The sequence below is a fragment of the Alcaligenes sp. GCM10023179 genome (assembly GCF_042653705.1).
Taxonomy (GTDB): domain Bacteria; phylum Pseudomonadota; class Gammaproteobacteria; order Burkholderiales; family Burkholderiaceae_B; genus Alcaligenes; species Alcaligenes phenolicus.
Genome location: NZ_JBHSIQ010000007.1, coordinates 1 through 21,662 on the forward strand (window position 1 = coordinate 1; position 21,662 = coordinate 21,662).

The window sequence follows — 21,662 nt, forward strand, 5'->3', positions numbered from 1 at the left end:
ATTTCGATGAAAGTGTCCCTGATCGCTCCTATCGCCATGGAAGAAGGTCTGCGCTTCGCTATTCGCGAAGGCGGCCGTACCGTCGGCGCTGGCGTGGTTGCAAAAATCATCAAGTAATAAGCCTTGATCGCGGTGTGAAGGTGCAGACCTTCCCGCCGCGTCTTTGCTACCCCCAAAAGGGGTGCTTTTTAGTCAGCGTTTCTTCGAGTCATCGATAAACCTGGTCAAAAAGCCCCCACTTATATCGTTCTTTAGGATTACCCATGAAAAACCAGAAAATCCGCATCCGTCTGAAGGCTTACGATTACAAGTTGATCGATCAGTCTGCTGCTGAGATCGTAGAAACCGCCAAGCGCACTGGCGCTGTTGTTCGTGGTCCAGTACCACTGCCAACACGTATCCGTCGCTACGACATTCTGCGTTCGCCGCACGTCAACAAGACATCGCGCGATCAGTTTGAAATGCGTACCCACCAGCGCTTGATGGACATTGTCGATCCTACCGACAAGACCGTCGACGCTCTGATGCGTCTGGATTTGCCAGCCGGTGTTGACGTCGAAATCGCTCTGCAGTAATTCTGCCTAGCTGTTCGAGTTACATCGAAAGAAACGCCATGCAACTGCATGGCGTTTTTTTTCGTCTGCACGTTTCCTTCGGACGCTGCAGGAGCAATGGCGACTGCCCGTTTATCCTGAACAGAACAAGAGCTTTGCTCTTAGGTGCTTCATGGCTAGTTCATCATGGTGTTGTGATTGGGAAAAAGCGGGTTTTGGTCTATTTTTTACGACCGGACACACTTTGCCAGGGCTACAAATGCGACGATGGGCAGGGTTGAAGGAGGACAAGAATGATAAATCGGAGACGACAGCCGTTCCTGGCCCTGTGGTATTTCCTGGCGCTCTGGCTATGTCTGTGGGGAAGCAGTGCATCAGCGCAAGCGTGTGGGGACGACAAACCCATACGGCTGGCGGACCTGAGCTGGGAGAGCGCAGCATTTAGCACCGAGCTGTATCAGCAGATTCTGGAGAAGGCCTACGGTTGCAAGACCGAACGGGTTCCAGGCTCCTCGGCGGCTTTGGAAAGTGCGCTGGCGCAAAATGATATTCAAGTAATTGGCGAGATCTGGTCGGGACGTACCGAGATCATTGAAAAAGCCATTGAAGCCGGCCAGGTGCAGGTACTTGGTAATACCCTGAAGGGTGGGGCAGAACAGGGCTGGTATGTGCCGGACTATGTCGTCGATGGCGACCCGGACAAGGGAATCAAGCCCACTGCACCCGAGCTACAGAAAGTTGAGGATTTAGGGCGCTACGCCACTGTTTTTAGTGACCCGGAACAGCCCAATAAAGGCCGCTTCTATAACTGCCCCTCCGGCTGGGTATGTGAAACCTTCAATAGTCGCCTGTTCGATCTCTATGGTCTGGGCGAACACTATCAAAACTTTCGGCCCGGTACGGGCGCGGCTCTGGATGCGGCAATCAGCGCCGCCTATGACAGGCGTGAACCGATCCTGTTCTATTACTGGCAGCCTGCGGGTCTGATGGCCAAGTATTCCTTCAAGAAGTTAGCTAGCGCGCCTTTCAATGAAAGCTGTTGGGAAGCCGCTGTGTCGGGTAAGGGCAAGATCTGTCCAACGGACTTTATCCTGGCGCATATAGGCGTAGCGGCTTCTACTCCTTTCGTAGAGTCCCACCCCGAGCTGGTCACCTTGTTTGAAAAGATCCAGCTGGAGCCCGAACAGATGAACAAGATTATTCTGGGCATGACAGAGGGTGGGCAGAACGCCAGCACCCAGGTACAGAAGTTCCTGAAAGAGAATGCAGAGCAATGGCGTCAGTGGATGCCAATGGCCCAGGCAGATCGCTTGCAGGCAGCTTTGGAACCTCAGGCAATACAGCCGGTAGCCGCAGCGCAGTCCCGCTTCTTCCCGGAGTGGTCAGCTGCAGACTGGGTTAACCGTCAGTTGTTGGTTGCCGTGCAGGATTGGGGCACAGGTTTTCGTCAGATCAGCGCCTGGATTCTGACGCATGCCATTTTGCCGGTGGAACGTGTCTTGCAGCAGGTGCCTGCCTGGGCGATTCTGGCTTTGACCGGTTTGCTGGCCTGGTGGGGACAACGGCGCTTTTTGCCTGTTCTGCTCTATGTAGCTGGCCTGTACTTGATAGGCGCCATGGGTCTATGGGACAAGCTGATGCAAACCTTCACCTTGGTGCTGGTGGCCACAGTCTTTTCTGTGCTGATCGGCGTCCCGGTTGGCATTCTTAGTGCTCGTAGCCGCCTGCTTAGAAAAGTGCTGACGCCCGTACTGGATGTGATGCAAACCATGCCCAGTTTTGTCTACCTGATCCCGGTACTGATGCTATTCGGTCTGGGTAAGGTTCCCGCCGTCCTGGCCACTGTTGTCTATGCCGTTCCTCCCTTGATTCGTCTGACCAGCCTGGGTTTGCGACAGGTAGACAAACATGTGATGGAAGCAGCCCAGGCGTACGGGGTTACACGCTGGCAAATGCTGACCAAAGTCACCTTGCCCCTGGCGCGGCCCAGCATTATGGCCGGTATTAATCAAACCACCATGATGGCCTTGTCCATGGTGGTAGTTGCTTCCATGATTGGAGCCCAGGGCTTGGGTGAAGACGTGCTGGCTGGTATTCAGACACTGGATATAGGGCGTGGTTTGCAGGCAGGGGTGGCGATCGTGATCCTGGCCATTGTTATTGACCGAATTTCTCAATCCTTTGGCCGTTCTCAGCGTCACCGTCGCAAGGTCAGGAGGCAAGCATGAATATCATTCCTACCCCCTCGGGTGAGCAGGCCTGCAAGATAGAACTGCGAGACGTTTATAAGGTCTTCGGCAACCGGGCGACCGAAGCCGTGGAGTTGTTAAAGCAGGGGGCTGACAAGCAGGCGGTGCAAAAGCAGACGGATTGCATCGTAGGCCTGGCAGGGGTCGATGCCTGCTTTCCCGCGCAGCAGATATCCTGCGTCATGGGTTTATCCGGTTCGGGCAAATCCACGCTGGTGCGTCACATCAACCGTTTGATCGACCCCAGTGCCGGGCAGGTGTTGGTGGATGGGCAGGACATATTGCAGCTGGACATGGCCAGCTTGCGACAATTTCGTCGCTATGGAATCAGCATGGTCTTTCAGGCCTTTGGCTTGCTGCCCCATTTGACGGTGGTGGAGAACGTCGCCTTCGGTCTGGAGGTCCGAGGAGACAAGCGTTCACAGGCCAGAGAGCAGGCTCGGCAATGGCTGGAGCGCGTGGGTCTGCATGATTATGCCGATAACTATCCGGACGAATTGTCAGGCGGGATGCAGCAACGAGTAGGACTTGCCCGAGCCTTGGCCGTTGATGCAGACATTCTTTTGATGGACGAAGCCTTCTCGGCCCTGGATCCCTTGATTCGCTACGAGATGCAGGATGAGCTTTTACGCCTGCAAAGCAGCCTGAACAAAACCATCATCTTTATTACTCACGATATTGATGAGGCATTACGGTTGGGCCAGCATATTGTGGTGCTACGTGAGGGCAGGGTGGAACAAAGCGGTACTCCGGCTCAAATTCGTGATGAACCGGTGAACGAATACGTGGCTCGTTTTGTCAATAAGGCGCACCAATAGAAAATGCGCGGCAGATCAATTTTTCTGATTCAGACTGTGTAGCCAAGCACCCCGAATTCAAAAAAACTGTTGTCAATCAAGCAGTTTAGGGCAGATTTTTGCAGTAAATCTTGCTTGGCTTTACAGCTGCGTGCTATATTTACTAGCTTAGCCAAAAAGTTTTGGCTATGGTCGTCGCGCAAATTATTGCGTGTACTCTCAGTTAGCCCTGACCAATCGTAGTCAGGAATGGAGAAAACGATGTCGAACTCGACACCTACGCCTGCCGCGTGGCGGCTGGGCCTTGTTGGGCGTAAAGTTGGCATGACCCGTGTGTTTACAGAGGAAGGCGAGTCCATCCCTGTGACCGTGCTGGACGTGTCCAACAACCGCATCACCCAGGTCAAGACGCCCGCAGTTGACGGTTACGCTGCTGTACAGGTTGCCTTTGGCACCCGTCGTGCAACACGCGTTACCAAGCCCCAGGCAGGGCACTATGCAAAAGCTGGCGTTGAAGCTGGCAGCATCCTGAAAGAATTCCGCCTCGACCCCGCTGCTATCGCCGAGCTTTCCGCCGGTTCCGTAGTTGCTGTGGAAAGCATTTTCGAAGCGGGTCAGAAGGTTGACGTTACGGGCACCACGATCGGTAAAGGCTTTGCCGGTACCATCAAACGCCACAATTTTGGCGGCCAGCGTAACAGCCACGGTAACTCGCGCTCGCACCGCGTACCCGGTTCCATTGGTCAAGCCCAGGATCCAGGCCGTGTGTTCAAAGGTAAAAAAATGTCGGGCCATATGGGTGACGTTACCCGTACGGTTCAGAATCTTGACGTGATCCGCGTCGACGCCGAGCGTGGCTTGTTGCTGGTCCGGGGCGCTGTCCCAGGTCACAAGAATGCCAATATCGTTGTGCGCCCTGCTGTGAAAGGAGCCTAATCCATGGAACTGAAGCTCCTGAACGAACAAGGCCAAGCTGCATCCACATTGCAGGCCAACGAAACCGTTTTCGGTCGTGAATTCAACGAAGCACTGGTTCACCAGATCGTTGTTGCATACCAAGCCAATGCTCGCAGCGGTAACAGCAAGCAATTGACTCGTGCCGAAGTCAACCACAGCACCAAGAAGCCATGGCGCCAGAAAGGCACCGGCCGCGCTCGTGCTGGTATGACATCCTCGCCCGTGTGGCGTGGAGGCGGTCGTGCATTCCCCAACACCGGTGAAGAAAACTACGCACACAAGGTCAACAAGAAGATGTACCGCGCCGGTATCAGCGCGATTCTGTCTCAGTTGGTCCGTGACGAGCGTCTGTTGGTTGTTGATTCCTTCACTCTGGAAGCACCCAAGACCCGTCTGGCAGCCAACAAGCTGAAAGACCTGGGCCTGGAATCCGTGCTGATCATCACCGACGCGCTGGACGAGAACGTGTACCTGGCTACGCGTAACCTGCCTCACGTTGCTGTGGTTGAACCACGCTACGCCGACCCGCTGTCCCTGATCCACTACAAAAAAGTGTTGGTCACCAAAGCGGCTGTCGCTCAGTTTGAGGAGATGTTGGGATGAACGCCGAACGTCTATTGCAAGTAATTCTGGCTCCTGTCGTGACTGAAAAAGCCACGTACGTTGCCGAAAAAAATCAGCAAATCGCTTTCCGCGTCGCTCCTGATGCTACCAAGCCTGAAATCAAAGCTGCTATTGAACTGCTGTTCAAAGTAGAAGTTGAGTCGGTGCAGGTGCTCAATCAGAAGGGCAAGGAAAAGCGCTTTGGCCGTTTCATGGGTCGCCGCCGCAGTGTGCGCAAGGCATATGTCTCGCTCAAGCCCGGTCAGGAACTCGACTTTTCTGAGGTGAACTAATATGGCATTGGTAAAAGTAAAACCAACGTCGCCAGGTCGCCGTGGCATGATCAAAGTGGTTCACCCTGAACTGCACAAAGGCGCTCCTTACGCGGCTTTGCTGGAAAAGAAATCCAGCAGTGCTGGCCGTAACAACAACGGCCACATCACGGTTCGTCACCGTGGCGGCGGTCACAAGCAGCATTATCGTATTGTCGACTTCCGTCGCAACAAGGACGGTATTCCTGCGAAAGTAGAACGTCTGGAATACGACCCTAACCGCAGCGCTCACATCGCATTGGTGTGCTACGCAGACGGCGAGCGTCGTTACATCATCGCCCCTCGTGGTCTGGAAGTGGGTGCAACGGTTGTGTCTGGCGCGGAAGCTCCTATCCGTTCCGGCAACACTTTGCCTATCCGCAACATTCCTGTGGGTCAAACCATTCACTGCATCGAGATGCTGCCTGGTAAGGGTGCTCAAATCGCTCGTTCCGCTGGTGGTTCCGCTGTGTTGCTGGCTCGTGAAGGCACGTACGCTCAAGTGCGTCTGCGTTCCGGTGAAGTTCGCCGCATTCACATCGACTGCCGCGCCACGATTGGCGAAGTCAGCAACCACGATCACAGCCTGCGTCAAATCGGTAAAGCCGGTGCTGTTCGCTGGCGTGGTATTCGTCCTACCGTTCGCGGTGTGGCGATGAACCCAGTCGATCACCCGCACGGTGGTGGTGAAGGTCGTACGGGTGAAGGCCGTGAGCCAGTCAGCCCATGGGGTACTCCTGCCAAGGGCTACCGCACCCGTCGTAACAAGCGCACAGACAACATGATTGTTTCGCGCCGTAAGCGCAAGTAAGGGGCGAACACTATGTCACGTTCGATCAAAAAAGGCCCATTCGTTGATGCTCACCTGATCAAAAAGGTTGACGCAGCCGTTGTGGGTAACGACAAGCGACCAATCAAAACCTGGTCGCGCCGCTCTACCATCCTGCCCGAGTTCATTGGGCTGACGATTGCCGTTCACAATGGCCGTCAACACATTCCCGTTTACATCAACGAGAACATGGTTGGCCACAAGCTCGGCGAGTTCGCTTTGACCCGTACTTTCAAGGGTCACGCTGCGGACAAAAAGGCCCGGAGATAAGTGATGGAAACTACAGCAATTATTCGTGGAGTCCATATTTCGGCGCAAAAAGCACGTCTGGTTGCGGACATGGTCCGCGGCAAGTCCGTCGCTCACGCTCTGAATACGCTGACTTTCACTCCCAAGAAAGCCGCTGGCATCATCAAGAAAGCTCTGGAATCGGCTATTGCCAACGCTGAGCACAATGACGGCGCCGACATCGACGAACTGAAAGTCACCTCCATTTACGTGGACAAGGCTCAGTCGTTGAAGCGTTTTTCTGCACGAGCCAAAGGCCGCGGTAACCGTATTGAGAAGCAGACTTGCCACATTGTGGTCAAAGTCGGCGCTTAAGGAGTCACAATGGGACAGAAAATCCACCCAATTGGGTTCCGCCTGGCTGTTAACCGTAACTGGAGCTCGCGTTGGTACGCTGACGGTGCTGAGTTCGGTACGATGTTGGCTGACGACATCCGTGTGCGCGAATACCTGAAACGCAAGCTGAAAAGTGCGTCCGTTGGCCGTGTGGTCATCGAGCGTCCTGCCAAGAATGCTCGCATCACTATTTACTCGGCTCGTCCTGGTGTAGTGATCGGCAAGCGCGGCGAGGATATCGAAAGCCTGAAGGCTGACCTGCAGCGCCTGTTGGGCGTGCCAGTGCACGTTAACATCGAAGAAATTCGCAAACCTGAAACCGACGCTCAACTGATCGCCGACTCCATTGCTCAGCAATTGGAAAAGCGCATCATGTTCCGTCGTGCGATGAAGCGTTCCATGCAAAACGCCATGCGTCTGGGTGCCCAAGGCATCAAGATCATGAGCTCGGGTCGCTTGAACGGCATCGAAATCGCTCGTACCGAATGGTACCGCGAAGGCCGTGTGCCTCTGCACACCCTGCGCGCTAACATCGATTACGGTACTTCCGAAGCGCACACGACGTACGGGATCATCGGTATCAAGGTCTGGGTCTACAAGGGCGACATGCTGCCTAACGGCGAAATGCCTGTTGACACCGTAGCCCCTGAAGAGCGCCGCCCACGTCGTCCACGTGGTGACCGCCCTGAAAACCGCCGTCCAGGTGGTCGTGGCCGCGGTCCTCGTAAAGACGCTGCTCCTGCTGCGTCCGAAGGAGAATAAAACATGCTGCAACCTTCTCGCAGAAAGTATCGCAAAGAGCACAAAGGCCGTAACACCGGTCTGGCTACTCGCGGTGCGCAAGTTTCGTTTGGCGAATTTGGTCTGAAAGCCACTGACCGTGGCCGTCTGACTGCTCGCCAGATCGAAGCAGCACGTCGTGCAATTAACCGTCACATCAAACGTGGTGGCCGCATCTGGATCCGCATCTTCCCCGATAAGCCAATTTCGCAGAAACCTGCCGAAGTTCGTATGGGTAACGGTAAGGGTAATCCAGAGTTCTGGGTCGCTGAGATTCAACCAGGCAAGGTCCTGTACGAAATGGAAGGTGTTAGCGAAGAGCTGGCACGCGAAGCATTCCGTCTGGCCGCTGCCAAGCTGCCTATCTCGACGACGTTCGTAACGCGTCAGATCGGTGCTTAAGGAGACGTCATGAAAGCCAGCGAACTCCGTACTAAAGATGCCGCCGAGCTCCAAAAAGAGCTCGAGAGCCTGTTGAAAGCACAATTTAACCTGCGCATGCAGCGTGCTACTCAACAGCTTTCCAACACCAGCCAATTGGGCAAAGTACGTCGCGACATCGCTCGCGTCCGTACCGTCATGGCTGAGACCGCAGGAAAGTAAGATGAGCGAAACTCAAACTACCGCAAAACGTCAACGTACCCTGATCGGTCAAGTTGTCAGCAACAAGATGGACAAAACTGTCGTCGTTCTGGTTGAACGCCGCGTTAAACATCCCTTGTATGGCAAGATCATCGTCCGCTCCAATAAATACAAAGCGCACGACGAGACCAACCAGTACAACGAAGGCGATACCGTTGAGATTACCGAAGGCCGTCCTATCAGCCGCAGCAAGTCCTGGACTGTTGTGCGTCTGATCGAAGCAGCCCGCGTGATCTAAACGCTTGCTCAGATGTCCAGGCTTCGGCCTGGCTCTGGTAGGTCAAAAACCCCGATCTGTTTACAGATTGGGGTTTTTTTATGCTTGTCCACTTTGCTGTTGCTCATAGACAGGAGCAATGTTCGTATTTCGTCTTGTGGCCCGTCATGCCGCTTAAACCCGGAGTTGAACTGAATGATCAAGCTTGGGGCATGGCGGCTTGTATGCGTAAGCCGGAAGCCTTCACAAAAAAGCGGGAACAGCTTGTTCTATTCTGTGCGGTGGCAACTATGGGGCGAGGGCGATATCGTGCCAGCTACCCTGCATACGTACTCGGGTTAGGACGACAATCTGGGGGTCAGAGTTGTAGCAGCTTGCTGACTTATGGACGCGCGTCTTGCTTGCGCCATTGTGCCGGGCTGACACCCACACTACGCCTGAACGCGGCGCTGAATGCGGCCGCAGAGCTATAACCGATACGCTCGGCAATCTGCTCCATGGTCAGACCTTGCTCCAGCTGACGCTTGGCCAGCTGCATACGTAGTTGCAACAGTACTTGGGCTGGCGCCATCCCGCACAGCAAGGTAAAGCGGCGGTGAAAGGCAGCGCGTGACATGTTCAAGTAGGCGGCCATATCGTCCACCGACCAGGCTTTGGCAGGTTCACGCAGCAGCTGCTCGATCAGGCCACCAAAGGCAGGGTCACTTGCCAGATGAATCAAGCCGGCGGGCAGGGCACCTTCGGCAGGTGTCTGTCCGATTTGCTGGCGCAAGGTATAGAACAACAACAGCTCCACCAGCTTTTCCAGCAGGCTGGAGTTGGCTTGCGGCTGGCGTCGCATTTCGGCCTGGATCAAGTCCAGCAAAGGGCGTCCTGAATCTGCATCTGTCTGAGAACCATCAATCAACAAAACATCAGGCACGGTCGCCAGCAGCAATTCGCTCAAACCACGGCCCAGATCCAGAAAACCACAGAGCAAGCCCGTACTGTGTGGCACTTGTGGCTCCAGGCTCTGCATGGTTTGTCGCCGCATGGCCGCATTCCAGTCTGGCGGCGTGGGCGAGGAGCTTAAGCGATGGGGCACATCCCGCAAGAAGAACACAGCGTCACCCGCCTGCAAGGCCAAGGCTTCCTGATACTGAATATGCAGCCAGCACGGCCCATGCAAGACCACATGAAAGCCTGCGCGTTGGTGCCCGTGCAGGCTGCTTTCCCATTGATTGCAGTATTGCCCCAAGTGAAACAGGCTGGCAGAGATCTCCAGCCCGGACAAGAGCAGTTCCTCCACAGGGTGTCCTGTGTCTTTGGAGTCGACAGCGCAATGGCTGTCAGGAAAGGCAGAGTCGCTCATGCAGAAAATATGCTTATTTCTTTTCGTGGATATTTTTAATATGAATACCGCTATGTTCGCACATGGAGATAAGGCGCCAGTCAATCGACAATGAAACCTTCTCGGATTAACTAAGGAATTGTCGCCATCATGACTCGCTTAACTTTGCATACTGTGGACTCCGCACCAGAGGCGGTCAAACCAGCCCTTGAGAAAGCTGTGCGTGGTAGCGGCTTTTTGTCCAATTTGCTGGCTATTTTGGCTAATGCTCCCGTTGCCCTGCAAGCCTATCAGGATATGTCTGCCTTGAACGCCACCGCCAGCCTGTCGCTGGTCGAGCGTGAAGTCGTGCAACTGGTTGCCGGTACCACTCACGGTTGCCGCTTCTGCGTGGCCGGTCACACCGCCATTGCGACCAATAAAGCCAAGCTGGACCCGGAAATTCTGGCCGCTTTGCGTGCGCGTGGCTTTGATCAGATCAACGACGAGCGCCTGCAGGCTCTGGCTCTGTTCAGTCGCGCCGTGATTGATACCCGTGGTCAGGTGTCGGATCAGGCTCTGGCCGATTTCCGCGCTGCTGGTTACGGCGACCAGCAGGCTCTGGAAGTGATTACCGGTATTGGCTTGGCGACGATCTGCAACTTTGCCAATAATCTGGCTCGTACGCCGCTCAATAGCCAGCTGGAGGCCTACGCATGGGAAACGCCTTAAAGCGCGCTGAGCAGCCTGTGCTGGCCTCAGAGCGCCCTGTTTTGTCGCCTGGCTTGGCCCAGTGGCTGGAAGAGCATGCCCTGTCGCTGGATAGCGATGCATCTCAGGCGCAGGCCTTGTTGCCTCGCCTGGCGCAAGACGGTTTGTTGAGCCTGGGCCTGAAAGCGGATTTTTCCGACTTCGGTGATGCCGTTCAATCCATCGTGGAAGTGGCCGAGCATTCGCTGACGGCAGGTTTTGTCCTGTGGAGCCAGCGTACCTTTATTGAATACCTGCGTGACGTTCAGGACCCCGCCATGCGCGAGCGCTATTTGCCCGGTTTGCTGAATGGCAGTGTTGCGGGTGCGACGGGTCTGTCCAATGCCATCAAGTTTTTGGGTGGCATTGAAGAGCTGCAAGTGCGTGCTCAGCCTGAACAAGGACATTGGCAGTTTGAGGGCCGCTTGCCCTGGATTACCAATCTGCGTCCCGGCAACTGCCTGGTTGCCATTGTGGCCGCCATGCCTGAAGAGCAAGCCGGTATTTGGGTGGCAGAACTGGGCGATCCAGGCTTGGAGCGTTCCGCAGATCTGGATCTGGTCGGACTGCGTGGCAGCAATACCGCCGCTTTGAAGTTCAATGCTGTGCGTCTGGGACAAGAGCGTTTGCTGCATCCCGATGCAGGCCACTTTGTGCGCTCGGTACGCCCCCGTTTCATGGCGCTGCAATGCGGGATGACCATGGGCTTGGCACGTCGTTCCTTGAAGCAAGTGCTGGATGCGCCACGCTGCCAATGGGTACAGGAGCAGCCCGCCCGCCGCCTGCTGGATCGTGTGCAGGAATTGTCGGATGTGCTGGTTGATGCCGTACGTAAGCCCGGCTCGGCCACGCCGCCTGATTTGTTCAAAGTCCGTATCGAGCTAAGCGGTCTGGCGTCGCAAGCTGTGGCCCTGGAAAGCTCCGCGATCGGCGGGGCGACCTATATGCAGGGCAAGCATCCGCAACTGCTGCGCCGTTATCGCGAAGCCATGCTGGTGCCTTTGATTTCACCCACGGTGGCGCAACTGAAAGCCGAACTTGGGCAGGATGCAGTATGAGTTCCGGCGCCCCCTCGCCTACCGATTCTGAAGGGGCCGGGCTCTTGTCCGCACGGGGGATCAGTCTGGCCTACGGTGGCCAGACGATCTTGCAGAACCTGGATTTGAACGTGCGCGCGGGAGAGATCGTGGCGCTGCTGGGCCCCAGCGGAGTGGGTAAATCCTCTTTGTTGCGGGTACTGGCAGGCCTCCAAACGCCCACCCAGGGAGAGGTGTCCTTTCTGGGGCAGCCCGTGCGTGGGGTTCACCCCGCTTTGGCCATGGCGTTTCAAGAAGCCATTCTCTTGCCGTGGCTGAATGTGCAGGCCAATACCGGTTTTGGTCTGGGCTTTGCGCGCCAGCCATCCGTATCCGCCGCCGAGCGCCGCCTGCGGGTTGAACAGGCGCTGCGTCAGGTTGGTTTGTATGAAAGCCGTCATCAGCGTCCTGGTGCCTTGTCGGGCGGTATGGCACAGCGTGTTGCCATTGCGCGTTGTCTGGCTCGACGCCCACAAGTCTTGTTGATGGACGAACCCTTTGGCGCCCTGGATGAAGTAACTCGTCGCCAGATGCAGGAGCTGATTCTGTCGATACGCGATCAGACCGGCTGCGCCATTGTGCTGGTCACTCACGATATTGATGAGGCCCTCTTGCTGGCGGACCGTGTCCTGCTGTTAGGTGGCCGTCCTGCCGGTTTGCAGCGTGAATGGAGCTGCCCGGCCCACCCCCGATCTCATCTGGATAACTGGCTTCAGGCCATACGCCTGGAAATTGTGGCCAGCCTGGAGCAAAGCCTCTCCCAGGTGGTTCACGCTTCTGTTTTGTAAGGTGCACGTCATGATTGAATCTCCTACGTCTCGTACCCGTCGCGACTTGCTGAAACTGGCGTCTTTGCTGACCGTGGCGGGTGCTGCGCCCTTGCTGGCCCAAGGGACTGCTCGTGCACAAAGTGAGTCAAATGCGCCTTTGCGTATCGGCTATTTGCCGATTACCGATGCCACCGCCATGTTGGTGGCGCATCACAATGGATATTTTGAAGAAGCGGGTATTGCGGTTGAAAAGCCCGTGATGGTGCGCAGTTGGGCTCAGTTGATCGAGGCTTTCATCTCCGGTCAGGTCAATCTGGTGCACTTGCTCTCTCCCATGACGGTGTGGGCGCGCTACGGCAGCAAAGTCCCTGCAAAAGTGGTGGCATGGAATCACATGAGTGGCTCTGCTATCACGGTTGCGCAGAACATCAGCTCGGCCGAGCAATTGGGCGGGCAGACGGTGGCGATTCCTTTCTGGTATTCGATTCACAACGTGGTGCTGCAGCATGTGCTCAAAGCTCATGGCCTGACGCCTGTCGTGAAAAACGCCGGTGCGCTGGCACCCAATGAGGTCAATCTGGTGGTGATGGCGCCGGCTGATATGCCGCCGGCCTTGGCTTCTGGGCGGATTGCCGGTTTTACGGTGGCCGAACCTTTCAATGCCTTGGCCGAAACTCAGGGCATGGGCCGCATCTTGCGCTTTACTGGCGACGTCTGGCGCGATCACGCCTGTTGCGTGGCCTTCATGCACGAGCAGGATTTGCAGACTCGCCCCCAATGGTCGCAAGCCGTGGTGGATGGCTTGGTCAAGGCACAGATCTGGATACGTAGTCACCGTGCCGAGGCGGCCCAGATTCTGTCGCGTGAAGGCGGGAACCGCTATACCCCGCACACTCAGGAAAACCTGTTGAAAGTGCTGTCCCCGAACCCGGCGGATCGCGCGCAATACGTGAAGTCTGGCGTAATTCGTCATCCGGACTGGGACGACCAGCGTATCGATTTTCAACCTTATCCCTTCCCCAGCTACACCGAGTCCTTGGTGCAAATGCTGCAAGGGACCTTGATTCAGGGCGAGCGTGGTTTCCTGGAAGGGCTGTCTCCTGAACACGTAGCCAGCGATCTGGTGGATGACCGCTTTGTCCGTGCCGCGTTGGAAAAGCAGGGGGGCCTGGCGCAGTTTGGCTTGTCCGAGCAATACATCCGCAACGAGAGCATTGTTGTATGAGTTTGAGTGCGTCTGCTTCTTCTCCGTCATTGGCGCAGTCTGATCCGCGATCGGCTGCGTCTTTGCGACGCCCCAAAATGAATGCCTGGATTGCCAGCACCCTATGGGGCTTGGGCGGTTTGTTGGCGGGAGTCGTGCTGTGGTACTTGGCCACAGCCTGGTCCAGCAGCTCTTTGATGCAGCAATTCGGGCCGGCCGCTGCCTTTCATAGCTTGCTGGAGATACTGGGCTGGTCCGAGACCTGGATGCACGTAGGTGCCAGCTTGCAGCGTATTTTTGTAGGGCTGGCGATCTCATTGGGTGTCGGCGTGCCCGCCGGTTTGCTGCTGGGTTTGTCAGCCCGAGCTCACGCCGCATTGACTCCCTTGTTCCAGTTCCTGCGCATGATCTCGCCCCTGTCCTGGATGCCTATTGCCGTCATGGCCTTTGGCATTGGGGATGCACCGATTTATTTTCTGTTGGGTGTGGCCGGTGTCTGGCCTGTCTTGCTGAATACAGCCTCGGGCGTACGGCATCTGAATCCGCGCTGGCTGATGCTGGGTCGCAGTCTGGCGGCTACCAAGCTGGAAACGCTGTTGTACTTGATTCTGCCCGGCATTGTAGGCTCGGTGCTGACGGGTAGCCGACTGGCAATCGGCGTCTTGTGGATTGTGCTGGTACCTTGCGAAATGCTGGGTGTGTCGGCCGGTTTGGGTTACCTGATTCTGGATACGCGCGACCGTATGGCGTATTCCGAACTGATGGCCGTAATTGTCTTGATTGGTCTGATTGGCTATCTGCTGGATAGCGCTTTGCGAGCCTTATTTGCGGCCTTGGGACAGCGCTAAATAATCAGCCCTTGGGCCGACAGGCGAAGAGCTTTGACTGTTTTGTATTTCCAGGAAAGACAAGTGACAGAGCATGCTCAGGCTATCTGCCGCTGCCAGTTTTACCTGGTGCTTAGTGGCTTTTCAGAAGCTGCAGAAAGATAAAAAAGGCCCTCAACATTGGGATGTTGAGGGCCTTTTTAGATTCAGTTTGAAGCGGTATTCAAGGATGCTAATCCCGCACTGACTGGAGCCTTAGTTGGTATGTATAGAAAAGTGATCTTGAGACGAGACTCTAGCTAGGCCTTGATCACTGCCTTCATGCAGCGACCAGGGTATTGTCCGCATCCTGCGTAATTGCTGTACGTGGACTGAGCTGGTCGATTAGCTCGCCATACCAGGACAAGGTACTGCCCAAGGTAGCTACCTGACCGATCACCAGAATGCAGGGGCTGGCAAACTGATGCTGCTGCGCATCCTGGGCAATGTTTTGCAGCGTGGATAGCAAGGTGCGCTGTTCGGGGCGCGAACCATTTTCAATCAAGGCGCAGGGCGTAGTGGCACTGCGGCCCCGTTGTACCAGCTCATGGCTAAAGCCCAGAATCTGCTGCAAACCCATGTAGACAGCAACCGTCTGGCTGGTATCCAGCAGCGGGTTCCAGTCCTCAATACCATGACCGCTTTTGCGGTGAGCCGTCACAAACTGCACGGACTGCGCGTGGTCACGATGGGTCAGAGGAATACCGCTATAAGCCGCACATGCAATGGCAGCCGTGATGCCGGGTACCACTTCAAATGCGATGCCATGCTCGGCCAGATATTCCAGTTCTTCACCGCCACGGCCAAAAATAAAGCCATCACCGCCTTTCAGGCGCACCACGGTTTGACCTGCTCGGGCGTGTTCAATCATCAACTGATGAATGCGGTTTTGGGTCTGGTGATGATCTTCGCCCAATTGCTTGCCTACAAAAATACGGTGGGCATCGCGACGAGCCAGTTCCATCACCTGATCGGATACAAGACGATCGTACAGAATCACATCAGCACGATTCAGTGCACGCAGGGCATGCAGGGTCAGCAGACCTGGATCGCCTGGACCGGCGCCCACCAGAATCACGCGGCCTTGTGTGGCGCGGGGTGACTCAGGCTGTTGCAGCGCGCTCTCCAGGCTCAAGCGGGCTTGCTCGGCTTGCTGGCTGCGCAGGGCGGCACCTACCGGGCCATCCAGCAGCCAGTCGTAGAAACGGCGGCGTGCACCCAGCTCGGGGCGGGCGCGCCGAATGGCGCTGCGGTATTCCTGCGCCAGACGGCTGATCGCACCCAGGCTGTGGTCCAACATGGTTTCAAGTTGCTCCCGTACTCGCCGTGCCAACATGGGGGCTGATCCCGCTGAAGAAATCGCAATAATCAGCGGTGAGCGATCCACAATGGCAGGCACCTGAAAACTGGACAATTCGGGGTCGTCCACCACATTGACCAGAATGCGGGCTTCTTGTGCGTCCTGGGCAATGACCTGGTTCACGTCACGCTTGTCAGTGGCGGCAATAATCAGCCAGGCCCCTTGCAGATGCTGGGCCTGATAGCGCTCCCGAATCAGGGTGATGCGCCCTTGATTCGCCAGCTCTTCCAGACTGTCCACCACATAGGGGGCGACCAGCGTGACCTGGGCACCGGCGGCCAGGACCAGACGCACTTTGCGCTCGGCGATTTCTCCACCGCCGATCACCAATACCGCGCGCTGCTTCAAGTTGGCGAATAAAGGAAAGAGGTTCATGTCAGGCTGGCTGTAAAACTAAAGGAATCAAGCGGCTTGTAGGCTCGGCAACCACGCCAGCGCGAACTAGAAAATCGCCAAAGTGCTCGCCTTCCAGACGCTCGGCAGCGAAGCGGCCAAACAGCTCGTCCAGAATGCTCAGAATTTCAGGTTCGGCAATATTTTGGCGATAGATTACGTTCAGGCGTTCGCCGCTGAAGTTCGCACCCAAACGCAAGTCATAACGGCCCAGAGCACGGCCAACCAGGGCAATTTCACCCAGGTAAGGACGGGCGCAGCCATTGGGGCAACCGGAGATACGCAGCACAATGCGTTCGTCACGCAACTGGTATTTGTCCAGCAAGGCTTCCAGCTTGGGCAGCAAGATGGGGGCGTAGCGTTCGCTCTCGGCCATGGCCAAACCGCAAGTGGGCAGAGAGACACAGGCAATCGTGCTGCTGCGTATGCCGCTTTGTGTCTGGTACACATCCAGCTTGTGATCTGCGACCAGCTTGTCGATCTTGGCCTTATCTTCTTCAGGCACATCGGCAATGATCAGGTTCTGGTTGCAGGTCAGGCGGAACTGCCCTTGGTGGATCTTCGCGATCTCACGCATACCCGTCAGCCAGGGGCCGACTTCGGTATCCATGATGCGGCCCGAATCGATACGCAGACTCAGGTGCCAGCGGCCATTGCTGCCTTGGGTCCAGCCGAAGCGGTCGCCATTGTGGTCAAAATGGTAGGGGCGTGACGGCTCCAGCGTTTGACCACTGCGGTTTTGCACTTCTTCCAGGAACCAGTCGGCGCCCAGCTTATCCACGGTGTATTTCAGACGGGCATGACGGCGCTCGTCGCGGTTACCGTGGTCACGTTGTGTGGTGATAACGGCCTCGCAAACGGCCAGCAATTGCTCGGGGCGTACAAAGCCGATCACGCTGCCCAGCCGTGGATAGGTGGTGTCGTCGCCATGTGTGGCACCCATGCCACCACCAATGGCGACGTTAAAGCCCAGCAACTGATTGTTCTCAATAATCGCGATCAGGCCGATGTCCTGCGCAAATACGTCCACATCATTCAAGGGAGGCACGGCAATGCCGATCTTGAATTTGCGGGGCAGGTAAGTCTTGCCGTAAATCGGTTCAAAGTCTTCGCCGTCAATGGCGTCTTCGACTTTTTTGCCGTCCAGCCAGATCTCGGCATAGGCGCGGGTTTTGGGCAGGAAGGTTTCGGAAATCTTTTCAGCCCACTCTTGAACCAGACCATGCTGCTCGGACAGCAAGGGATTGGTGGCGCTGACCACCTGACGGTTCACGTCACCACAAGTAGCCAATGTCGTGGACATGGCCTTGTTGATGGCTTGCAGTGTGGGCTTTAAAAAGGGCTTGCGCACGCCGTGCCATTGAAAGGTCTGACGGGTGGTGATGCGCAGGCCAAACTGGGCCCAGTCACAGGCGATCTGGTCAAAGGCCAACCACTGGGCGGGCGTAACCACGCCGCCGGGCAAGCGGGCGCGAATCATGAAGCTGAACGCCGGTTCCAGCTTTTGCTTGCGACGCTCTTCACGCTGATCGCGGTCGTCTTGCTGATAGCTGCCGTGAAATTTCAGCAGCTTGTTGTCGTCTTCGCTGATGGCGCCCGTGATTGGGTCTGCCAGACCCTCGGTAATGCCACCGCGCAGATAGCGGCTATCAATTTTTACTTGTTCGATAGCGGCGATTTTCTTTTCTGTCATGTCCTTGCTTCTCAGTAAACGTCGCGGGCGTAGCGGCCCTGCGCCGAGAGTTCTTCCAACCAGCTGCGAGCCTGGTCTGCGTCCAATCCACCTTCCTGGCGGGCAATTTCCTGCAGGGTCTGGTGTACGTCCTTGGCCATCTGATTGGCATCACCGCACACATAAATGTGGGCGCCGCCCTGAATCCAGGCATAGACCTCGGCTGCTTTTTCCAGCAAGCGGTGCTGGACGTAAACCTTGTTTTCCTGATCGCGCGAGAAGGCCAGATCCAGGTGTTGCAACTGACCGTCCTGCAAGGCGCGTTGCCATTCGGTCTGGTAGAGGAAATCGGAGTGAAAGTGCGGGTTGCCAAAGAACAGCCAGTTGCGACCTTCGCCACCCTGAACGCTGCGCTCCTGCACAAAGGCGCGGAAAGGAGCTACACCGGTGCCAGGACCAATCATGATTACGTCACGGCTGGTATCTTCAGGCAGGCGGAAGCGTGTATTGGGGTCGATAAAGACAGGCACGGTATCGCCTTCGTTCAGCCGGGCCAGATAGTCGGAGGCCACGCCCCAACGATCCTGCTCGTTGAATTGGTAATGCACATTGGCCACGGTCAGATGTACTTCTTCGTCCACCTCGGACTGGCTGGAGGCGATGGAGTACATGCGGGGTGCCAGAGGGCGCAAGGCTTGCACCAGCTCGGCAGCGCTCCAGGTGGCCGGGAAGCGCTCCAGTACGTCCAGCACTTGATGGGTTTTCAGCAGCTCTTGCAAAGTGCTCAAACCTTCTGGGCCTACGGCTGTCTGTAGCACGGCATCGCTATTGCGCTTGGCCAGTTCCACCAGGAAAGGTTTGGTCAGTTGTGTCAGCTCGCGGTAATGGCTAAGCCACTCTTGCAGCGTGTGTGACTTGTCCTGAATGGTGACGGTCTCTTGCGGGTCCAGCTTCAACGTCTGGATAACTGCTTCGACCAGCTTGGCGTTTTGTGTAGGCCAGACACCCAATGCATCACCGGGTTGGTACTTCAGGCCACTGCCTTCCAGCGACAACTCGTAGTGATAGATGTTGCGGGTGCTGTCGCGGCCCGTAATGCTTTGGCTTTGCAGCACGGTGGCCTGGAATGGATTGTCGCGGGTGAAGCTGCTGCGGGTCTGGGTTTCCAGCACCGTAACGTTGCTGGATTGGGCGGCAGGAACGGCCGCAGCGGCGTGGGCCTTGTGATCCGTTTCCAGAAAACCAAAGGCTTTGTCCTGCCAGGGGGCGGCGACCGTATCAATATCCAGATCAGCCAGCCCTGCGTCCAGAATGCGTTCCGCACCCAGCGCCAGCAGACGTTGATCAATCTTTTCCGCGATCCCACAGAACAGGGGATAGCTGGAATCACCCAGACCCAGCACACCGAATTTCAGCTCGGGCAGCTTGGGAGCACGGGCGCCGGATAGGAACTCGAAGAATGCGATGGAATCGTCTGGCGGGTCGCCTTCACCCTGGGTGCTGATAATGACGTACAGCAGACGCTCTTCTTTCAGCTCGCGCGTGGGGTAACGATCGGCGCGCAGCAGGCGCACGGGGATGCCGGCGGCTTCGCAGCGTTGGGCAAAGGCTTCGGCGACGCGTTGGGCATTGCCTGTCTGGCTGCCAAACACAATAGTGGCAGGTCGTTGGGCGGGCGCAGCGGTGGCGGGCACCAACGACAGTTCAGGAGAAACAGGCGCTTGAGCGGGAAGGCCGGTGTGGCGCACTTGCGCGACACCCGCGAGATAGCCGGACAGCCAGTTCAGGGACAGCGGATCGAGCTCGTCGGTAATTTGAGCAATCGCCGTGCGATTGGACTCCGAGAGGCGGGACAGGGCGTGCATTCTGACACTCGCTTATATAAATAGTTTGTCCCATTCTAAAGAGCGGTATCAGGGCTACGAACGATCCGATTCTTATTTGTTTATGAATACTCCGGTTAATGAAAAAGGGGCATAAGCCCCTTTCATCTTGGTCTAAGCGCGTGCGAAATACGTGTTATGGACGCAGTTCCCGACGCAGGATTTTGCCCACATTGGTGCGGGGCAGATCGTCGCGGAATTCGACAATACGTGGGGCCTTGTAGCCGGTCAGCTCCTTGCGGCAAAAGGCAATCACGTCTTTTTCCGTCAGCTCGGGATTACGGCTGATGACATAGAGCTTGACGATTTCGCCTGCTTTTTCATCCGGTACACCGACGGCGGCGGCCTCGACAATATCCGGGTGCTGGGCGGCGACCGCTTCCACCTCATTGGGGTAGACGTTAAAGCCCGAGACCAGAATCATGTCTTTTTTGCGATCCAGCAGGAAGACATAACCTTGCTCGTCCATATAGCCAATATCGCCCGTGCGTAAAAAGCCGTCGCGATCAAAGACCTTGGCGGTTTCATCGGGACGTTGCCAGTAGCCGGGAGTAACTTGCGGCCCACGAATGCATAGCTCGCCCGTTTCGCCCAACGGCAGGTCGTTCTGGTTTTCGTCGCGTATGCGTATGTCGGTAGAAGGAACGGGCAGCCCGATTGAGCCGGTGAACTCTTTTTTATCCAGCGGATTGATCGTGGCTGCTGGTGAAGTTTCAGTCAGTCCATAAGCCTGGGCCAGGGGTTTGCCGGTCGCTTCCAGCCAGCGCTTGGCGACCACTTCCTGCACTGCCATACCGCCACCCAATGTAAAGCGCAGCGAGGAGAAATCCAGCTTGCGGAACTCGGCATTGTTCAGCATGGCATTAAAGAGCGTGTTCACCCCCGTAATGGCAGTAAAACGCAGCTTGGACATGTCCTTGATCATGGAGGGAATGTCGCGCGCGTTAATGATCAAGAGGTTCTCCGCACCCAGACGCAGAAACACCAGCAGGTTCGCGGTGAAAGCGAAGATATGGTAGAGCGGCAGGGCAGTAACAACGCAGTCGATCTGGCCTTCTTTCAAATAAGGGCGAATCCAGGACAGGGCCTGGCTCAGGTTTGAAACCAGATTGCCATGGGTCAGGATGGCTCCTTTTGCAACGCCCGTCGTGCCCCCGGTGTATTGCAGGCAGGCAATATCATCGTGGGTCAGCTTGACCGGGGCCGGTGCGCGGCCTCGGCCCTGAGCCAGTACGGCTTTGAAAGAGACGGAGCCAGGCAAGGACCAGGCAGGCACACCTTTTTTAATGTGGCGCACCACTTGATTGACCAGCCAGCCCTTGAAGCCGCCCAGACAATCCCCCACGCTGGTCACAATGACTCGCTTGATGGGGGTTTCGTGCAGGATTTCCTGCAGCACGTGGGCAAAGTTTTCCGCAATGATGATGGTTTCCGCGCCACTGTCTTGCAGCTGGTGGCGCAGTTCACGGGCGGTATACAGCGGGTTGGTATTGATAATGGTGGCCCCACTGCGCAACACCCCATACAGACTGATGGGGTACTGCAGCATATTGGGCATCATCAGGGCGACACGATCGCCTTTTTTCACGCCTTGGCTTTGCAGCCAGCTGGCCAGGGCCAAGGCATTGGTCGACAGTTCGCGGTAGCTCATGCGTTTGCCCATGCTGATATAGGCAGTGCGCTGCGCGAACTCGGTACAACTTTGTTCAAATACATCCAGCAAGGACGAGTACTGCTGGGCCTGATCTTCGATAGTGGCAGGAATACCGGCGGGGTAGTTCTGCAGCCAGACTTTATCCATGAAGCGCTCCGAGGC

The 21,662-nt window shown here is 56.4% G+C and carries 23 protein-coding genes and 1 pseudogene; 19 read left to right on the forward strand and 5 right to left on the reverse strand.

Features of this window, described 5'->3' with window-relative positions:
- The 14 genes and pseudogenes from ACFPDR_RS18675 to rpsQ form a co-directional block, all read left to right on the forward strand.
- Window positions 1–117 (forward strand): annotated as a pseudogene (locus tag ACFPDR_RS18675) (elongation factor Tu); the annotation flags it as partial.
- 146 nt (window positions 118–263) lie between these two features.
- Entirely contained in the window at window positions 264–575 is a 312-nt protein-coding gene (gene rpsJ, locus ACFPDR_RS18680) for a 30S ribosomal protein S10 (protein WP_003803053.1), read from the forward strand.
- 272 nt (window positions 576–847) lie between these two features.
- Window positions 848–2,782 (forward strand): glycine betaine ABC transporter substrate-binding protein, encoded by a 1,935-nt coding sequence (locus ACFPDR_RS18685; RefSeq protein ID WP_254002463.1) that lies wholly within the window; start codon window positions 848–850, stop codon window positions 2,780–2,782.
- On the forward strand, window positions 2,779–3,621 hold the full coding sequence (locus ACFPDR_RS18690) for a quaternary amine ABC transporter ATP-binding protein (protein ID WP_266109093.1): 843 nt from the start codon (window positions 2,779–2,781) through the stop codon (window positions 3,619–3,621). The genes ACFPDR_RS18685 and ACFPDR_RS18690 overlap by 4 nt, the downstream gene beginning before the upstream one ends.
- Before the next feature lie 240 nt (window positions 3,622–3,861).
- Window positions 3,862–4,536, forward strand: a complete 675-nt coding sequence (gene rplC / locus ACFPDR_RS18695) for a 50S ribosomal protein L3 (RefSeq protein ID WP_003803046.1) — start codon at window positions 3,862–3,864, stop codon at window positions 4,534–4,536.
- A 3-nt stretch (window positions 4,537–4,539) separates the two neighbouring features.
- The gene (gene rplD / locus ACFPDR_RS18700; protein ID WP_009462425.1) at window positions 4,540–5,160 is read left to right on the forward strand and encodes a 50S ribosomal protein L4; all 621 of its coding nucleotides are present in this window, start codon (window positions 4,540–4,542) and stop codon (window positions 5,158–5,160) included.
- On the forward strand, window positions 5,157–5,453 hold the full coding sequence (rplW, locus tag ACFPDR_RS18705; RefSeq protein WP_003803043.1) for a 50S ribosomal protein L23: 297 nt from the start codon (window positions 5,157–5,159) through the stop codon (window positions 5,451–5,453). Before rplD ends, rplW begins: the two co-directional genes overlap by 4 nt.
- A gap of 1 nt (window position 5,454) precedes the next feature.
- Window positions 5,455–6,282 (forward strand): 50S ribosomal protein L2, encoded by an 828-nt coding sequence (rplB, locus tag ACFPDR_RS18710; protein ID WP_003803041.1) that lies wholly within the window; start codon window positions 5,455–5,457, stop codon window positions 6,280–6,282.
- Between the two features lie 12 nt (window positions 6,283–6,294).
- Window positions 6,295–6,570, forward strand: a complete 276-nt coding sequence (rpsS, locus tag ACFPDR_RS18715) for a 30S ribosomal protein S19 (protein ID WP_003803039.1) — start codon at window positions 6,295–6,297, stop codon at window positions 6,568–6,570.
- Between the two features lie 3 nt (window positions 6,571–6,573).
- Window positions 6,574–6,903 carry a 50S ribosomal protein L22 gene (gene rplV / locus ACFPDR_RS18720; protein WP_009462426.1) on the forward strand — a complete coding sequence of 110 codons (330 nt, stop codon included), beginning with the start codon at window positions 6,574–6,576 and terminating at the stop codon, window positions 6,901–6,903.
- 9 nt (window positions 6,904–6,912) lie between these two features.
- Window positions 6,913–7,686, forward strand: coding sequence for a 30S ribosomal protein S3 (rpsC, locus tag ACFPDR_RS18725; RefSeq protein ID WP_003803035.1), 774 nt, complete (start codon window positions 6,913–6,915; stop codon window positions 7,684–7,686).
- A 3-nt stretch (window positions 7,687–7,689) separates the two neighbouring features.
- Window positions 7,690–8,106, forward strand: a complete 417-nt coding sequence (rplP, locus tag ACFPDR_RS18730; RefSeq protein WP_003803033.1) for a 50S ribosomal protein L16 — start codon at window positions 7,690–7,692, stop codon at window positions 8,104–8,106.
- A gap of 9 nt (window positions 8,107–8,115) precedes the next feature.
- The gene (gene rpmC / locus ACFPDR_RS18735) at window positions 8,116–8,307 is read left to right on the forward strand and encodes a 50S ribosomal protein L29 (protein ID WP_003803032.1); all 192 of its coding nucleotides are present in this window, start codon (window positions 8,116–8,118) and stop codon (window positions 8,305–8,307) included.
- Between the two features lies 1 nt (window position 8,308).
- Window positions 8,309–8,584 (forward strand): 30S ribosomal protein S17, encoded by a 276-nt coding sequence (rpsQ, locus tag ACFPDR_RS18740; protein ID WP_009462428.1) that lies wholly within the window; start codon window positions 8,309–8,311, stop codon window positions 8,582–8,584.
- A 361-nt stretch (window positions 8,585–8,945) separates the two neighbouring features.
- Here rpsQ and ACFPDR_RS18745 read toward each other — a convergent pair whose 3' ends face one another.
- Window positions 8,946–9,914: an AraC family transcriptional regulator gene (locus tag ACFPDR_RS18745; protein WP_268378142.1), complete on the reverse strand. Its 969-nt coding sequence runs from the start codon at window positions 9,912–9,914 to the stop codon at window positions 8,946–8,948.
- Window positions 9,915–10,043: 129 nt separating this feature from the next.
- Between ACFPDR_RS18745 and ACFPDR_RS18750 the strand changes: the two genes are divergently transcribed.
- From ACFPDR_RS18750 to ACFPDR_RS18770, 5 genes are all read left to right on the forward strand, one after another.
- On the forward strand, window positions 10,044–10,604 hold the full coding sequence (locus ACFPDR_RS18750) for a carboxymuconolactone decarboxylase family protein (protein WP_009462432.1): 561 nt from the start codon (window positions 10,044–10,046) through the stop codon (window positions 10,602–10,604).
- The gene (locus ACFPDR_RS18755) at window positions 10,589–11,680 is read left to right on the forward strand and encodes an acyl-CoA dehydrogenase (RefSeq protein ID WP_376911568.1); all 1,092 of its coding nucleotides are present in this window, start codon (window positions 10,589–10,591) and stop codon (window positions 11,678–11,680) included. The genes ACFPDR_RS18750 and ACFPDR_RS18755 overlap by 16 nt, the downstream gene beginning before the upstream one ends.
- Window positions 11,677–12,486 (forward strand): ABC transporter ATP-binding protein, encoded by an 810-nt coding sequence (locus ACFPDR_RS18760; protein WP_268378138.1) that lies wholly within the window; start codon window positions 11,677–11,679, stop codon window positions 12,484–12,486. The genes ACFPDR_RS18755 and ACFPDR_RS18760 overlap by 4 nt, the downstream gene beginning before the upstream one ends.
- 10 nt (window positions 12,487–12,496) lie before the next feature.
- Window positions 12,497–13,693: an ABC transporter substrate-binding protein gene (locus ACFPDR_RS18765; RefSeq protein ID WP_376911566.1), complete on the forward strand. Its 1,197-nt coding sequence runs from the start codon at window positions 12,497–12,499 to the stop codon at window positions 13,691–13,693.
- 77 nt (window positions 13,694–13,770) lie between these two features.
- Complete coding sequence (locus tag ACFPDR_RS18770; protein WP_035269569.1) at window positions 13,771–14,520, forward strand: ABC transporter permease; 750 nt, start codon at window positions 13,771–13,773, stop codon at window positions 14,518–14,520.
- A 298-nt stretch (window positions 14,521–14,818) separates the two neighbouring features.
- Here the strand turns inward: ACFPDR_RS18770 and cysG are convergent, their stop codons facing one another.
- The 4 genes from cysG to ACFPDR_RS18790 form a co-directional block, all read right to left on the reverse strand.
- Window positions 14,819–16,273: a siroheme synthase CysG gene (gene cysG / locus ACFPDR_RS18775; RefSeq protein ID WP_226349462.1), complete on the reverse strand. Its 1,455-nt coding sequence runs from the start codon at window positions 16,271–16,273 to the stop codon at window positions 14,819–14,821.
- A 1-nt stretch (window position 16,274) separates the two neighbouring features.
- On the reverse strand, window positions 16,275–17,984 hold the full coding sequence (cysI, locus tag ACFPDR_RS18780; RefSeq protein WP_302357837.1) for an assimilatory sulfite reductase (NADPH) hemoprotein subunit: 1,710 nt from the start codon (window positions 17,982–17,984) through the stop codon (window positions 16,275–16,277).
- Window positions 17,985–17,995: 11 nt separating this feature from the next.
- On the reverse strand, window positions 17,996–19,828 hold the full coding sequence (locus ACFPDR_RS18785; protein WP_302357838.1) for an assimilatory sulfite reductase (NADPH) flavoprotein subunit: 1,833 nt from the start codon (window positions 19,826–19,828) through the stop codon (window positions 17,996–17,998).
- 154 nt (window positions 19,829–19,982) lie between these two features.
- Complete coding sequence (locus ACFPDR_RS18790; protein ID WP_035269577.1) at window positions 19,983–21,647, reverse strand: AMP-binding protein; 1,665 nt, start codon at window positions 21,645–21,647, stop codon at window positions 19,983–19,985.
- Window positions 21,648–21,662: the final 15 nt, after the last annotated feature.